This window comes from Micromonospora echinofusca (assembly GCF_017614955.1).
Taxonomy (GTDB): domain Bacteria; phylum Actinomycetota; class Actinomycetes; order Mycobacteriales; family Micromonosporaceae; genus Micromonospora; species Micromonospora echinofusca_A.
In genome coordinates this window covers 1-14,959 of record NZ_WVUH01000176.1, presented here as the reverse complement: position 1 = coordinate 14,959, position 14,959 = coordinate 1, and the positions used below count along the sequence as shown (strand labels likewise).

Annotated in this window: 14 protein-coding genes; 4 read left to right on the top strand and 10 right to left on the bottom strand. The window is 69.7% G+C overall.

Going from position 1 to position 14,959, the window contains the following annotated elements:
* Positions 1–149: 149 nt before the first annotated feature.
* Positions 150–1,643 carry a 30S ribosomal protein S1 gene (rpsA, locus tag GSF22_RS19690; protein WP_208815186.1) on the bottom strand — a complete coding sequence of 498 codons (1,494 nt, stop codon included), beginning with the start codon at positions 1,641–1,643 and terminating at the stop codon, positions 150–152.
* 358 nt (positions 1,644–2,001) lie between these two features.
* Here rpsA and GSF22_RS19685 point away from each other — a divergent pair, with 358 nt between their 5' ends.
* From GSF22_RS19685 to GSF22_RS19670, 4 genes are all read left to right on the top strand, one after another.
* The gene (locus GSF22_RS19685; protein ID WP_208815185.1) at positions 2,002–2,811 is read left to right on the top strand and encodes a class I SAM-dependent methyltransferase; all 810 of its coding nucleotides are present in this window, start codon (positions 2,002–2,004) and stop codon (positions 2,809–2,811) included.
* 106 nt (positions 2,812–2,917) lie between these two features.
* Positions 2,918–3,562 carry a Uma2 family endonuclease gene (locus GSF22_RS19680; RefSeq protein WP_307804135.1) on the top strand — a complete coding sequence of 215 codons (645 nt, stop codon included), beginning with the start codon at positions 2,918–2,920 and terminating at the stop codon, positions 3,560–3,562.
* A 53-nt stretch (positions 3,563–3,615) separates the two neighbouring features.
* The gene (locus GSF22_RS19675) at positions 3,616–3,837 is read left to right on the top strand and encodes a DUF2945 domain-containing protein (protein WP_208815184.1); all 222 of its coding nucleotides are present in this window, start codon (positions 3,616–3,618) and stop codon (positions 3,835–3,837) included.
* The gene (locus GSF22_RS19670; RefSeq protein WP_208815183.1) at positions 3,824–4,192 is read left to right on the top strand and encodes a DUF3140 domain-containing protein; all 369 of its coding nucleotides are present in this window, start codon (positions 3,824–3,826) and stop codon (positions 4,190–4,192) included. Before GSF22_RS19675 ends, GSF22_RS19670 begins: the two co-directional genes overlap by 14 nt.
* A gap of 86 nt (positions 4,193–4,278) precedes the next feature.
* Here the strand turns inward: GSF22_RS19670 and polA are convergent, their stop codons facing one another.
* From polA to GSF22_RS19625, 9 genes are all read right to left on the bottom strand, one after another.
* Positions 4,279–6,969: a DNA polymerase I gene (gene polA / locus GSF22_RS19665; RefSeq protein WP_208815182.1), complete on the bottom strand. Its 2,691-nt coding sequence runs from the start codon at positions 6,967–6,969 to the stop codon at positions 4,279–4,281.
* 113 nt (positions 6,970–7,082) lie between these two features.
* A complete protein-coding gene (locus GSF22_RS19660; protein WP_208815187.1) occupies positions 7,083–7,835 on the bottom strand; it encodes an amino acid ABC transporter ATP-binding protein in 753 nt (250 codons plus the stop codon).
* 50 nt (positions 7,836–7,885) lie between these two features.
* Positions 7,886–8,863 (bottom strand): amino acid ABC transporter permease, encoded by a 978-nt coding sequence (locus GSF22_RS19655; RefSeq protein WP_208815181.1) that lies wholly within the window; start codon positions 8,861–8,863, stop codon positions 7,886–7,888.
* 2 nt (positions 8,864–8,865) lie between these two features.
* Positions 8,866–9,771 (bottom strand): ABC transporter substrate-binding protein, encoded by a 906-nt coding sequence (locus GSF22_RS19650; protein WP_208815180.1) that lies wholly within the window; start codon positions 9,769–9,771, stop codon positions 8,866–8,868.
* Positions 9,772–9,803: 32 nt separating this feature from the next.
* Positions 9,804–10,514, bottom strand: coding sequence for an ABC transporter ATP-binding protein (locus GSF22_RS19645; RefSeq protein WP_208815179.1), 711 nt, complete (start codon positions 10,512–10,514; stop codon positions 9,804–9,806).
* Positions 10,504–11,289, bottom strand: coding sequence for an ABC transporter ATP-binding protein (locus tag GSF22_RS19640; RefSeq protein WP_244367777.1), 786 nt, complete (start codon positions 11,287–11,289; stop codon positions 10,504–10,506). The genes GSF22_RS19645 and GSF22_RS19640 overlap by 11 nt, the downstream gene beginning before the upstream one ends.
* A 55-nt stretch (positions 11,290–11,344) precedes the next feature.
* Positions 11,345–12,454, bottom strand: coding sequence for a branched-chain amino acid ABC transporter permease (locus tag GSF22_RS19635; RefSeq protein WP_208815177.1), 1,110 nt, complete (start codon positions 12,452–12,454; stop codon positions 11,345–11,347).
* Positions 12,451–13,401, bottom strand: coding sequence for a branched-chain amino acid ABC transporter permease (locus tag GSF22_RS19630; protein ID WP_208815176.1), 951 nt, complete (start codon positions 13,399–13,401; stop codon positions 12,451–12,453). Before GSF22_RS19630 ends, GSF22_RS19635 begins: the two co-directional genes overlap by 4 nt.
* 108 nt (positions 13,402–13,509) lie before the next feature.
* Positions 13,510–14,673, bottom strand: a complete 1,164-nt coding sequence (locus GSF22_RS19625) for a branched-chain amino acid ABC transporter substrate-binding protein (protein WP_208815175.1) — start codon at positions 14,671–14,673, stop codon at positions 13,510–13,512.
* Between the last annotated feature and the right edge of the window lie 286 nt (positions 14,674–14,959).

Genomic DNA, 14,959 nt, shown 5'->3' with positions numbered 1-14,959 from the left:
GCACCACACCAGTCAACCCGACCGGTCCGGGCGACCGCACCCGGCCCCCACCCCGCCGGCCGGCACCGGCGCGCGGAACGGGGACGGGCCCCGTCCCGCAACCGGATGAACCGGTCGCGGGACGGGGCCCGGGTGGTGCCTACCGCTTGTTACTTGCCGCCGGCCAGCTTCTCGCGCAGCGCGGCGAGCGCCTCGTCGGTGGCCAGGGTGCCGGCCGGCTCCTCGGCCTGACGCGACGGCGCCGGGGTGGTCGAGGTAGCGCCACCGGTACCGGCCGCAGCCGCCGGCGGGTTGGCAGCGGCCTCGGCCTCGGCGGCCCGGGAGGTCTGCACCTGCTTGGTGTGCGCCTCCCACCGCTGACGGGCCTCGGCGTACTGCTGCTCCCACGCCTCGCGCTGCTTCTCGTAGCCCTCGAGCCACTCCCCGGTCTCCGGGTCGAAGCCCTCCGGGTAGATGTAGTTGCCCTCGGCGTCGTAGGTCGCGGCCATGCCGTACAGGGTCGGGTCGAAGTGCTCCTCGCCCTCGACGAAGCCCTCGTTGGCCTGCTTGAGCGAGAGCGAGATCCGCCGCCGCTCCAGGTCGATGTCGATGACCTTGACCATGACGTCCGAGCCGACCTGGACGACCTGCTCCGGGATCTCCACGTGGCGCTCGGCCAGCTCGGAGATGTGCACCAGACCCTCGATGCCGTCGTCCACCCGGACGAACGCACCGAACGGCACCAGCTTGGTGACCTTACCGGGCACGATCTGCTGGATCGCGTGGGTCCGGGCGAACTGCCGCCACGGGTCCTCCTGGGTCGCCTTCAGCGACAGCGAGACCCGCTCGCGGTCCAGGTCGACGTCCAGGACCTCGACCTCGACCTCCTGGCCGACCTCGACCACCTCGGACGGGTGGTCGATGTGCTTCCAGGACAGCTCGGAGACGTGCACCAGACCGTCCACCCCGCCGAGGTCGACGAACGCGCCGAAGTTGACGATCGACGAGACGACGCCCTTGCGGACCTGGCCCTTCTGGAGCTTGTTGAGGAACTCGGTGCGCACCTCGGACTGCGTCTGCTCCAGCCACGCCCGGCGGGACAGCACCACGTTGTTGCGGTTCTTGTCCAGCTCGATGATCTTGGCTTCGAGCTCCCGGCCGACGTACGGCTGCAGGTCCCGCACCCGGCGCATCTCGACCAGCGAGGCGGGCAGGAAGCCACGCAGCCCGATGTCGAGGATGAGGCCACCCTTGACCACCTCGATGACCGAACCGCGGACGACGCCGTCCTCGTCCTTGATCTTCTCGATGGTGCCCCAGGCGCGCTCGTACTGCGCCCGCTTCTTCGAGAGGATCAGGCGACCCTCCTTGTCCTCCTTCTGGAGGACCAGGGCCTCGATGTGATCGCCGACCGTCACCACCTCGGCGGGGTCCACGTCGTGCTTGATCGACAACTCGCGCGAGGGGATGACACCCTCGGTCTTGTAGCCGATGTCGAGCAGGACCTCGTCCCGATCGACCTTGACGACGGTGCCTTCGACAATGTCGCCGTCGTTGAAGTACTTGATGGTCTCGTCGATCGCGGCGAGGAAAGCCTCCTCGGAACCGAGATCGTCGTGGGTGACCCGGGTGGCGCTCGAGGAGGCCTCGATGCTGCTCGTCATGTGGGCGGTTGCTCCGGTCGGATGGTGTGTCACAGCAGGCGTCGCGCGGTGACCTTTTCGCGCCAGCGGATTCGCCGTCGGGCGCACCGGACGATCACCCGCACCGGCTCGACGCCGGCGGCGAGATCGTAAGGTGGCTCCGTCGACCGCGGGCCTGCTCCCTGCCGAGGCACGCTATCCGCGAGCGCATCGAACAGCCTACCGTGCGCATTACCACAGCGTGCAAGCCCTCCCGGTGGTTCGACCGCTGGTCAACGTGCGTAACCCGCGAAATCGCCCAGTATCCCGCAAAGATGTCTGCTCGGTCACACCCGCGCCCGCCGGCCGGCCGCCCTGACCAGGGGCCTAGCGTGGCGGGGTGCAGAACGACGAACCCACCGTCACCCGCCGGCCGGTCGACGACACCGACGCCCGCCGGGCCAGCCGTCGCTGGTGGGACTCCGACGCCGACGACTACCAGGCCGAGCACGGCGACTTCCTGGGCGAGGTGGACTTCGTCTGGTGCCCCGAAGGGCTGCGTGAGGCCGACGCGGGGCTGCTCGGCGAGGTACGCGGGCGGCGCATCCTGGAACTCGGCTGCGGCGCTGCCGCCGCCGCGCGCTGGCTGGCCACCCGGGGGGCCCGGCCGGTCGCCCTGGACCTCTCCGCCGGCATGCTGCGGCACGCCGCCGCGGCGGCCCGGAACTCCGGGGTACGCGTCCCGCTGGTCCAGGCCGACGCGCTGGCCCTGCCGTTCACCGACGCGGCCTTCGACACCGCCTGTACCGCGTTCGGCGCGATCCCCTTCGTCGCCGACTCGGCCGCGCTGATGCGGGAGGTCCACCGGGTGCTGCGCCCCGGCGGCCGGTGGGTCTTCTCGGTGACCCACCCGATGCGGTGGATCTTCCCCGACGACCCGGGGGAGGCGGGACTGGTGGCGGTCAACTCCTACTTCGACCGGCGCCCCTACGTCGAGCAGGACGACGCCGGGGTACCCAGTTACGTCGAACAGCACCGCACCCTCGGTGACCGGGTACGGGAGCTGGTCGGGGCCGACTTCCGCCTGGTCGACCTGGTGGAACCGGAGTGGCCGGAGGGGCACGAGGAGATCTGGGGGCAGTGGAGCCCGCTGCGCGGCCGGCTCTTCCCGGGTACCGCGATCTTCGTGGCGGAGAAGCCGGCCGGCTGACCGCAGGTCGACACCGACCGCCGCCGTCGCACCGGTGGCCCGCAGGTCGACACGTCGCACCTGCGGTGCGCCGCCCGACGCCGGTCGCGGGCGTACCCTGACGCAGGTGAGCGCTGAGCCGATTCCCAGGTCCGCCGGCTCCGGTTCGGGGCCCGCCGCCCCCGGTGCCCGGTCCACCCGGCTGTGGCAACCGGACCCGGTCCGGCAGCAGCGGGCCGACTACACGGTCGAGGACCTGCTGCGCCTGCCGGACGACGCCCCCCGTGTCGAACTCGTCGACGGAGTCCTCCAGGTGACACCCTCCCCCACCCTGGGCCACCAGAGTGTTTCCTTCCTTCTCACCCGCTGGCTGGTCCAGCACGCGCCGGCCGGGCTGCGGGCCGCCCAGGCGGTCGGGGTCGTCCTCTCCGCGAACTCCAGCCGGCAACCGGACGTACTGCTGCACCGGGCCGGGGTGGCGCTGGACCGGGCCCACCTGTCCCCCGCCGACGTGGTGCTCGCCGTGGAGATCGTCTCGCCCGGTACCCGGCGCACCGACCGGTTCACCAGGCCCGGCGAGTACGCCGCCGCCGGCATCCCGTACTACTGGCGCATCGAGCTGGACCCGGTGCACGTGTACGCGTACCGGCTCGGCGGGCAGATCGGCCCGAGCGGTGACCGGCAGTACGAACTGATCACCGACAGCGCGGAGCTGGTCGAGCTGACCGAACCGTTCGAGACCAAGCTGGCGGTCGACGAGATCACCCCCTGACCCCGTCGGCACCCCGCCCGTTTCGGGGCAACCGGCCCGGGTAGCCAACGGTCATGGCCGAGCAACGGACGTTCCGCCCGGGTGACCGGGTCTCCTGGGCCAGTCACAGTGGTCGCGCGTACGGCGTGGTCAAGGAGGAACTCACCGAACGGACCCACGTGCGGGGGCACCCGGTGGACGCGTCGACGGCGCACCCGCAGTACCGGATCCGCAACGACGACTCGGGCCGGGACGTCGCCCACAAGCCGGAGGCACTGCGCCATGAAAAGGGATGACCGGGACAGTCGGGACGACCGGGGCCGGGACACGTACCGGGAGTTCACCGACGCGGTGAACATGAAACCCGGGGAACTGTCGTCCTGGCTGGAGAGCGAGGAGTCCAAGACGGTCGGCTGGCACAAGGGCGGCCGGACCGGTGGCGGCGAGTCGGTCGGCCACGAATCCGGCCGGAAGATCATCGGGTTGCTGCGCCGCAAACGCAGCGAACTCTCCGAGGCCGACTACAAGCACATGCGCAAGGTGGTCGGGTACGTGCGGCGGCACATGGCCCAACGCCCGAGCGGCGACGTACGCGACACCAAGTGGCGCTGGTCGCTGATGAACTGGGGCCACGACCCGCTGAAACGCTGACCGGCAGGCTGCCGCCCGAACCTGCACGACGCCCGCGCCCGGCCGGTCGGTGCGGATCCCGCCGGCCGGGTCGGGCGTGCCCGCGGTCAGTGGTCGGCGCTGTGCCAGTCGCGGCCCTCGCCGACCGACACCTCCAGCGGCACGGACAGCGGGTACGCCCCGCCCATCTCCTGCCGGACCAGGGCCTCCAGTGCCGCCCGCTCACCCGGCGCCACCTCGAAGACCAGCTCGTCGTGGACCTGGAGCAGCATCCGGGACCGCAGCCCCGCGTCGCGCAGGGCGGTGTCCACGTGCAGCATGGCCAGCTTGATGATGTCCGCCGCCGACCCCTGGATGGGTGCGTTGAGCGCCATCCGCTCGGCCATCTCCCGGCGCTGCCGGTTGTCGCTGACCAGGTCGGGCAGGTAGCGACGGCGACCGAGGACGGTGGAGGTGTAGCCGTCCTGGCGGGCCCGGTCGACCACCTCGTGCAGGTAGTCGCGTACCCCGCCGAAGCGGCTGAAGTAGTCCTCCATCAGCGCCCGGGCCTCCTCGGTGCTGATGCCGAGCTGCTGGGAGAGCCCGAACGCGCTCAGCCCGTACGCCAGGCCGTAGTTCATCGCCTTGATCTTGCGGCGCTGGTCGGCGGTGACCTCGTCGAGCGGCACGGTGAACACCGACGAGGCGGTGGCCGCGTGGAAGTCGGCCCCCGAGTTGAACGCCTCGATCAGCGCGTCGTCCGACGACAGGTGCGCCATGATCCGCATTTCGATCTGGCTGTAGTCGGCGGTGAGCAGGCACTCGTAGCCGTCGCCGACCACGAAGGCCCGGCGGATCCGCCGGCCCTCCTCGGTGCGGATCGGGATGTTCTGGAGGTTCGGGTCGGTCGAGGAGAGCCGCCCGGTGGCGGCCACCGTCTGGTTGAAGGTGGTGTGGATCCGCCCGTCGTCGGCGACCGACTTGAGCAGGCCGTCCACGGTCGACTTGAGCTTGGCCACGTCCCGGTGACGCAGCAGGTGGGCCAGCACCGGGTGCGGGTTCTGCGCATGCAGCCACTGCAACGCGTCCGCGTCGGTGGTGTACCCGGTCTTGATCTTCTTGGTCTTGGGCAAGCCCAGCTCGGTGAAGAGGATCTCCTGGAGCTGCTTGGGTGAGCCGAGGTTGAACTCCCGGCCGACCACCGCGTACGCCGCCTGCGCCGCCGCCTTCACCTCGGCCGCGAAGTGCGCCTCCAGCTCCGACAGGTAGTCGTTGTCGGCGGCGATGCCGACCCGTTCCAGCCCGGCGAGGACCCGCACCAGCGGCAGCTCCACCCCGGCCATCAGCTTCGCGGACTGCTCGCCGTCGCGGGACAGCTCGGCGTCGATCGCGTCGGCCAGGTCGAGGGTGGCCCGGGCGCGGAGCATCAGGTTCTGCTCGGCCTCCCCGTCGTTGCCCAGCCCGTCCAGGGTGAGCTGACCGTTGTCGGGTGCGTCGACCCGCAGCTCCCGGTGCAGGTACCGCAGGGCCAGGTCGGTGAGGTCGTAGGACCGCTGGTCGGGACGGGCCAGGTAGGCGGCGATCGCGGTGTCGCGGAGCACACCGGCCAGCCCCCAGCCGTGCGCGGCGAACGCCAGCAGGGCGGGCTTGCTGTCGTGCAGCACCTTGGGCCGCTCGGCGTCGGCCAGCCAGGCGCCCACCGCCGCCTCGTCGGCCGGGTCCAGCCCGGCCGGGTCGAACCAGGCCGCCGCCCCGTCCGCGGTGGCCAGCGCCACGCCGGTGAGGGTGCCCGTGCCGCGGCCGAAGGTGCCGGTCACCGCGACCCCGACCGGCGTACCGGCCGGGGTGTGCCCGGCGAGCCAGGCCGCCACCGCACCCGGCTCGGTGAGTACCGCACCGGCCAGGTCGAAACCGGCCTCGGCCTCCGGCTCGACGGCGTCGAGGTACTGGTAGAGCCGGTCCCGCAGGATCCGGAACTGGAGGGTGTCGAAGACCTGGTGCACCGCCTCCCGGTCCCAGCCGGCCCAGCGGGCGTCCTCCGGACGCAGCGGCAGGTCGAGGTCGGCGACCAGGCAGTTGAGGTCGTAGTTGCGGATCACGTCGGGGAGCCGCTCACGCAGGCTCTCGCCGGCCTTGCCCTTGATCTCGTCGGCCCGGGCGACGACGCCCTCCACCCCGCCGTACAGGTTGATCCACTTGGCGGCGGTCTTCGGCCCGACCCCGGGCACCCCGGGCAGGTTGTCGCTGGTCTCCCCGACCAGGGCGGCCAGGTCCCGGTATCGCTCGGGGGGCACGCCGTACTTCTCGGTGACCGCCGCCGGGTCCATCCGGGCCAGGTCGGAGACGCCCTTGCGGGGGTAGAGCACGGTGACCCGGTCGCCGACGAGTTGCAGGGCGTCCCGGTCGCCGGTGCTGATCAGCACGTCCATGCCCTGGTCACGCCCCTGGCAGGCGAGCGTGGCGAGCACGTCGTCGGCCTCGTAGCCCTCCTTCTCCACCACCGGGATGCGCAGCGCGGCGAGCACCTCCTTGACCAGGCTGACCTGCCCGGCGAAGTCGGCCGGGGTCTCCGAGCGGCCGGCCTTGTACTCGGCGTACTTCTCGGTGCGGAAGGAGCGGCGGGAGACGTCGAACGCCACCACGATGTGGGTCGGCTGCTCGTCCCGGAGCACGTTGATCAGCATCGAGGTGAAGCCGTAGACCGCGTTTGTCGGCTGCCCGGTCGTGGTGGAGAAATTCTCCACCGGGAGGGCGAAGAAGGCCCGGTAGGCCAGCGAGTGGCCGTCGACGAGGAGCAGGCGCGGGGTCGAAGCTGTCACAGCAGGTGACTCTAGTCGGCCGCTGTGACAGCTTCGGACACCGGCACGGCGGCACCCGCCGGCCGACAGCGGTGCGGCCCCCACGCCGGCCGCACCGCCACATCCGGTCGCGGTCAGAGCACCTTCGCCAGGAACGCCTTGGTCCGGTCGTGCCGGGGGTTGGCGATCACCTCACGGGGCACCCCCGACTCGACCACCACACCGCCGTCCATGAAGACCAGCGAGTCGCCGACCTCCCGGGCGAAGCCGATCTCGTGGGTCACCACGATCATCGTCATCCCGTCGCGGGCCAGGTCCTTCATCACGTCGAGGACCTCACCGACCAGCTCCGGGTCGAGCGCGCTGGTCGGCTCGTCGAAGAGCATCAACTTCGGCTGCATGGCCAGCGCCCGGGCGATCGCCACCCGCTGCTGCTGGCCACCGGAGAGCTGCGACGGGTACGCGCCGAGCCGGTCGCCCAGCCCGACCCGCTCCAGCAGCGCCGCCGCCCGGTCCCGGACGACGTCCTTCTTCTCCCCACGCACCCGCAGCGGCGCCTCCATCACGTTCTGCAGGGCGGTCATGTGCGGGAACAGGTTGAACCGCTGGAACACCATGCCGATCGCGCGCCGCTGCGCGGCCACCTCCGACTCGCGCAGCTCGTGCAGCTTCCCGCCCCGCTCCCGGTACCCGATCAGCTCGCCGTCCACCCGGATCCGGCCGGCGTTGATCTTCTCCAGGTGGTTGATGCAGCGCAGGAAGGTCGACTTGCCGGACCCGGACGGGCCCAGCAGGCAGCACACCTCACCGGAGCGGACCTCCAGGTCGATGCCCTTGAGCACCTCCAACGCCCCGAACGACTTGTGCACCTGCTCGGCCCGGACCATCACGTCCCGTTCCCCGGTCCGAGCCGTCGTCGTGTCCCCCGTCGGAGCCGTCACCGCGTCACCGCCTCTCCGGTCGTCCCGCCGGCCTCGGCGGCCAGCCCCCGCACTTTCACCCGGGCCGCCCCGGCCCGGCCGTGACCCCGAGCGAAGTGCCGTTCCAGGTAGTACTGCCCGACCAGCAGCACACTGGTCAGCAGCAGGTACCACAGGCAGGCGGCCACCAGCATCGGGAAGACCTGGAAGGTCCGGTTGCCGACCGCCTTGAGCTGGAAGAACAGCTCGGTGGAGACCGGCACGAAGGCGACCAGCGAGGTGTCCTTGAGCATCGCGATGGTCTCGTTGCCGGTCGGTGGGATGATCACGCGCATGGCCTGCGGCAGCACGATGCGGCGCAGGATCTGACCACGCCGCATGCCCAGCGCCTGGGCCGCCTCGGTCTGCCCCTCGTCGACCGACTGGATGCCGGCCCGGACGATCTCGGCCATGTACGCCGCCTCGGAGAGCCCGAGCGCGAGCAGGCCGGCGACGAACCCGGTGAGGATGTCCACCGCGCTGAACCCGAACAGCCGCGCCTCGAAGTCCTGGATGCCGAAGAGCGCACCGATCTGCCGGTCGAAGGGCAGACCGAACTCGATCCGCGACCAGAGGATGCCCAGGTTGCCGAAGAGGATCGCCAGCACCAGCCGGGGCACCGCCCGGAAGAACCAGGTGTACCCCCAGGCCACGCCCCGCAGGATCGGGTTGGCCGACAGCCGCATGACCGCGATGACCACGCCCAGCCCGACCCCGATCAGCATCGCCAGCAGGGTCAACGCGATGGTGCCGCGCAACCCCGCCACGATCGGCGGCCGGAACATCTCGTCGACCATGAACGACCAGTTGAAGGCCTTGTTGGTGACCAGCAGGTGGACGAACATGGCGACCAGCACGCCGATCACCGCGACGGCGACCCAGCGGCCGGGATGCCGGACGGGCACGGCCCTGATGGGTTCCGGCCGTGCCCGCTCCGATTGTGTCTCCACTGACATGGTTACGGGTTGAGCGCCGGGTTGCTGATGCCGCCGGCCTCGACGCCCCACTTGCTCAACGCCGTCTTGTACGAGCCGTCGGTGATCACGGCCTGCACCGCATCCCGCAGCGCCTCGGCGAACGCCGTCTGGTCCTTCTTCACCACGTACCCGTACGGCGCGGACTCGTAGATGTCACCGAGCAGTTCCAACTGGCCGTTGGTCTGCTTCACCGCGTACGCCCCGACCGGCGAGTCGGCCAGCATGGCGTCGTTCTTGCCGCTGACCACCGCGGCCGTCGCGTCGCTCTGCGCCTGGTACTGGTCGATGGTGATCGCCGGCTTGCCCGCGTCGGTGCACTTCTTCGACCGGGCGGTGATGTCGTCGAACTGCACCGTGCCGGTCTGCACCGCGATCTTCTTGCCGCAGGCGTCGTTCGGGTCGACCTTGTTCGGGTTGCCCGACTTCGTCGCCCACTGGGTGCCGGCGGAGAAGTAGCTGACCATGTTGACGCTCTTCTTGCGCTCCTCGTTGACGGTGAACGAGGAGACACCGACCTCGTACTTACCCGAGTCGACACCCGGCAGGATCGCGTCGAACGGCGCCGACTCGAACTCCGCCTTCAGCCCGAGCTTCGCCGCGACCGCGTTGAACAGGTCGACGTCGAAGCCGACCACCGTCTTGCCGTCGGCGTCGAGGAACTCGGCCGGCGCGTACGTCGAGTCCGTGCCGACCTTGATCACACCGTCGGCCTTGATCGCGTCCGGCACCTTCGCCGCCAGCGCCGCGTCGGCCGCAGTGGTCGCCGAGGGGCCGGCACCGGGCTGCTCGGTGCTCTCCTTCTCGCCGCAGGCGGCGAGGGAGAGGACGAGCAGTGCGGCACCGGCCGCACCGACGACAGCCCGCCGGCTGCTGTTGCTGATGAACATGTGACGACTCCTTACTACAGGGGTGGATCCGGTCAGGCCACGCCGAGGTACGCCTCTTTGACCGCCGGGTCGTGCAGCAGCTCCGCGCCGGTCCCGCTCTTGACGATCCGACCGGTCTCCAGCACGTACGCGCGGTGCGCCCGGGCCAGCGCCTGCTGGGCGTTCTGCTCGACCAGCAGGATCGTGGTGCCCTGCTCGTTGATCTCCGTGATGATCTGGAAGATCTGCTGGATCAGCATCGGTGCCAGACCCATCGACGGCTCGTCGAGCAGCAGCAGCTTCGGCCGGCTCATCAGCGCCCGCCCCACGGCGAGCATCTGCTGCTCACCGCCGGAGAGCGTGCCGCCGGGCTGCTTGCGCCGCTCGGCCAGCCGGGGGAACAGCTCCAGCACCCGGGCCAGGTCCTGGGCGATGCCCGACCGGTCCCGCCGGGTGTAGGCACCCATGTCCAGGTTCTCCAGCACCGTCATGCCGGGGAAGATCCCCCGTCCCTCCGGGGCCTGGCAGAGCCCCCGGCGGACCCGCAGGTCGGCCCGGAGCTTGGAGATGTCCTCACCGTTGAACCGGATGCTGCCCGTGGCGATCGGCCGGATCCCGGAGATCGCCCGCATGGTCGTCGACTTCCCGGCGCCGTTGGCGCCGATCAGTGCGACGATCTCCCCCTCACCGACGGTCAGGCTGATGCCGTGCAGCGCCTGGATCCGCCCGTAGAGCAGGCTGACGTTGTCGATCTCAAGCAGCATCGTCCGGTACCCCCAGGTACGCCGCGATCACGCGGTGGTCCTCCCGCACCTCGGCGGGGAGCCCCTCGGCGATCTTCTTTCCGAACTCCAGCACCACGAGCCGGTCGGTGACCCCCATGACCAGACGCATGTCGTGCTCGATCAGCAGCACGGTCACCCCCTGGTCCCGGATCTGCCGGATGAGCTGGAGCAGATCCTCCTTCTCCGCCGGGTTGAAGCCGGCGGCCGGCTCGTCCAGGCAGAGCAGCACCGGGTCGGTGGCCAGCGCCCGGGCGATCTCCAACCGGCGCTGCTCCCCGTAGGAGAGGTTGCGAGCGGTCTCGTGCATCCGGTGCCGGATCCCGACGAAGTCGAGCAGCCGCTCGGCCTTCTCGATCCCGTCGCGCTCCTCGCGCCAGTGCCGGGGCAGCCGGAACAGCGCCGAGACGACGCTGGTCTTGTGGTGCGCGTCCGCGCCGACCTGGACGTTCTCCAGGGCGGTCATCTCCGGGAAGAGGCGGATGTTCTGGAAGGTACGGGCCATCCCCATCTGGGTGATCTGGTGCCGCTTCTTCCCGGTGATCCGCTGACCCCGGAACCGGATCTCCCCCTCGGTGGGCTGGTAGATCCCGGTCATCGCGTTGAAGCAGGTGGTCTTGCCGGCCCCGTTCGGGCCGATCAGACCGAGGATCTCGCCCTTGTAGAGGGTGAAGTCCACGTCGTTCAGCGCGACCACACCACCGAAGCGCAGCGTGACGTGGTCCACCTCCAGCAGCGGCTCCCGGCCCGCCGGCAGGTTCTCCGCCGCCGGAGCCGACGCCTGCGCCGGTACGGTCGGCTTCTGCTCGGTCTCACTCACCGACGGTCACCTCCTTGCGGCGGTCCTTGAACTCCGCCGCTCGTCGCCGGTTCGGGATCAGACCCTCCGGACGGAAGATCATCATCAGCACGAGCACCCCACCGAAGAAGAGGAAGCGGTACTCGTACAGCTCGATGCCGAGCAACTCGATGCCCCGGAACCGCTCGATCATGTACGCCACCAGGCCGCCGCCGACGATCGCCCCGAAGATGTTGCCGGAACCACCGAAGATCACCGCAGCCAGGATGATGATCGAGTTGAGCAGTTCGAAGTTCTGCGAGTTGACGAAGTTCTGCTTACCGGCGAACAGTGCCCCGGCCAGACCGGCGATCGCCGCACCCGCCGCGAACGCCCACAACTTGAACTTGAACGTCGGCACACCCATCAGCTGGGCGGCGTCCTCGTCCTCCCGGATGGACACCCAGGCCCGGCCCACCCGACTGTTGGTCAGGTTCCGTACCCCGAGCACCACCAGGATGATCAGCGTCAGCACCAGCCAGTAGTACGGCCGGGCGTCCAGCACCCCGAAGAACGGCCGACCGTCGGCGTACTGCCCCGGCGGGTGCGGGATCTGGTTGAAGCCCCGCTGGCCCTTCAGGAACTCCGAGCTGACCGCCGCGATCCGGATCATCTCCGCGAACCCCAGCGTCACGATCGCCAGGTAGTCACCCCGCAGCCGCAGGGTGGGCGTACCCAGCATGACCCCGGAGACCATGGTCAGACCGATCGCCACCGGCACCGCCAGCAGCCACGGCCAGAGCGTCTTCAGGTCACTGGTCGGCGAGGTCAGCACCGCCACCGTGTACGCACCGACCGCGAAGAACCCGAAGTAGCCCAGGTCCAGCAGACCGGCGAACCCGACCACGATGTTCAGCCCCACCGCCAGCAGGACGTAGATCGAGACGGTGAAGAGCACCTGCGTGAAGTTCGACCCCGTGGTCGGGATCGGACCGAGGTACTGGTAGAAGCCCGGATTCGGCAGGGCGTAGAAGAACGCGATCACCGCGGCCAGGGTCACCCAGCGCACCCAGCGGGGCGCACCCCGCCACCGGGCGCCGACCGCCTGCCGGCCGTCGCGCACCTTGTCCACAACACTCGTCATGCCCGCGCCCTCCCCAGTGACTCGCCGAGCAGACCGGTGGGACGGAACATCAGCAGCACCACCAGGACCGCGAACGCCGCCGCGTCCTTCCACTGGCTGCCGAACAGACCCGAGGCGTAGTTCTCCACCACACCCAGCAGCAGGCCACCCACCAGCGCACCCCGCAGGTTGCCGATACCACCGAGCACCGCGGCGGTGAACGCCTTCAACCCGAGCAGGAAACCGACGCTGTAGGTCAACGTGCCGATCCGCACGTCGTAGAGCAGACCCGCCACCCCGGCCATCGCCCCACCGGCGATGAAGACCATCAGGATGATCCGGTCCTTGTTCACACCCATCAGAGCGGCCGTGTTGGCGTCCTGGGCCACCGCCCGGATACCCCGACCCACCCGGCTGCGGTTGATGAAGAGGTCCAACGCGATCATCATCACCAGCGCGGCACCGATGGTGAGCAACTGCACCGCGTCGATCGGTACCCCGAAGATGCTGAACAGCGGCTTGGTGCTGACCAGACTCGGCGCGCCCTGCGGCAGCCGGCGGGTCCAGATGCCGAACGCCTCGGAGATCACGATCGAGGCGCCGATCGCCGTGATCAGGAAGGCCAACGGCGGGGCGTTGCGCTTACGCAGCGGCCGGTAGGCCACCCGTTCGATCACCGTGGCGGTACCCGCCGACGCGATGGCGGCGACGAGCATCGCCACCAGCAGGTAGAACAGAATCGAACCGATCCCGGCGACCTGCGAGTTCTGGTCGAGGCCAAATCCGTTCCACGTCCACAACGCGGCGAAGGCACCCGCGATGAAGACCTCGGAGTGGGCGAAGTTGATGAGTCTCAGCACGCCGTAGACCAGCGTGTAGCCAAGCGCGACCAGGGCGTAGATGGCGCCCTGCGTCAGGCCGGTCGTGGTGAGTTCCCCGAAATTGGAGAACAGTCCGTCGAAGTCCAAGGGAGGGATGCTCCATCAGGTCTGGAAACAAATCGGGTGCAGCCGGGAGCGCGCGCGCTCCCAGCCGCACCCGCGATCACATCTGAACCGCTGTAGCAGCGACGGTTGTCAGGACTTCGGGATCTCCTGGTCCGGGACGACCTTGCCGCCCGTGACCTTGAACGCCCACACCTTGACCTGCGCCGGGTCGAGCTCGCCACCCTCGACGAACTTGTAGGACGCCGCGACACCCTCACCGCTGTAGTTCTTCACAAACTCCAGCAGCGCCGGACGGGTGGTCTTACCGGCCTTGATCCCGGCGAGCAGGATGTTCGCCGCGTCGTACGCGGTGTCGCTGTAGGTGCCCGGGTCCGAGCCGTTCAGCGCCTTGAACTCCTGCACGAAGGTGCCCCGGGCCTCGGTGGCCGGCGCGCACGGGCAGGTCAGGATGGTGCCCTCGGCCGCCGCCTGACCGGCGGAGGTGATGTACGCGGTGTCGTTGACGCCGTCACCGGCGACCAGCGGCGCGGTGACCCCGGCAGCGGTGAGCTGCTTACGGATCAGACCCGCCTCCTGGTAGTAGCCACCGTAGAAGACCGCCTGCGCGCCCGACGCCTTGACCTTGGTCACCACGGCGGAGAACTCGACCTGCTTGCCCTCGCCCTGGACCTTGTCCGAGCCGACGACACCGGCGCCGAGGACTTTCTTGACCTCGTCGGCCAGACCCGCGCCGTACGCCGACTGGTCGTCGATGACGTAGACCTTCTCGGCCTTCAGCACGTTCTTGATGTAGTTACCGGCCGCCGGGCCCTGGCTGAAGTCGTTACCGACACCCCGGAAGAAGGTCTTCCAACCCTGCTGCGAGAGGCTCGGCCGGGTCGCGGAGGGGGTGATGGTGACCAGACCGGCCTCGTTGAACAGCGGACCGGCCGCCTCCGACTCACCCGAGTAGGCCGGGCCGACGATGCCGAGGATCTTCGCGTCGTCGATGGCCTTCTGGGCCAGACCCGGCGCCTGGTCCGGGCTGCCCTGCGAGTCCAGCGGAACCAGCTCGACCTTGCAGTCGGCGTTCTCCTTGTTGTACTTGTCGACCGCCAGCTTGACGCCGTTGTTCTCGTTGATACCCAGCGCGGCCGAGCTGCCGGTCAGCGCGCCGAAGAACGCGATCTTGTTGCCACAGGCGTCGCCACCGGACGCATCGCCGCCGTCACCGCTGGAGCACGCGGTGGCCCCACCGGCGACGAGCGCCATCATGGCCACGCCACCGAACACGCGTGCGAGCTTCTGCCTCAAGGCCGAACCCTCCTCCGTCCAATGGTCCGAACCACCCGCTGCCAATTGGCCATTGCGGGGCGGGCGAACCAGACCGTCGTCGCCGGTCTGGGGCCGGACGTTATCCCAATCACGGGGGGTGAGGAAGACCCCGAGAAGCGGGTTGACCGAACCGTTACACGCCGCAGTGGCATCGAAACATCTGCTGTAAGAACTACAGTCCCAACCACCTCTGTGGGCCCCCGGAACACCATCCGCAGACGCCCGCAACGATCAATTCGACCCCCTCGGCAACGCCCCCCACCAG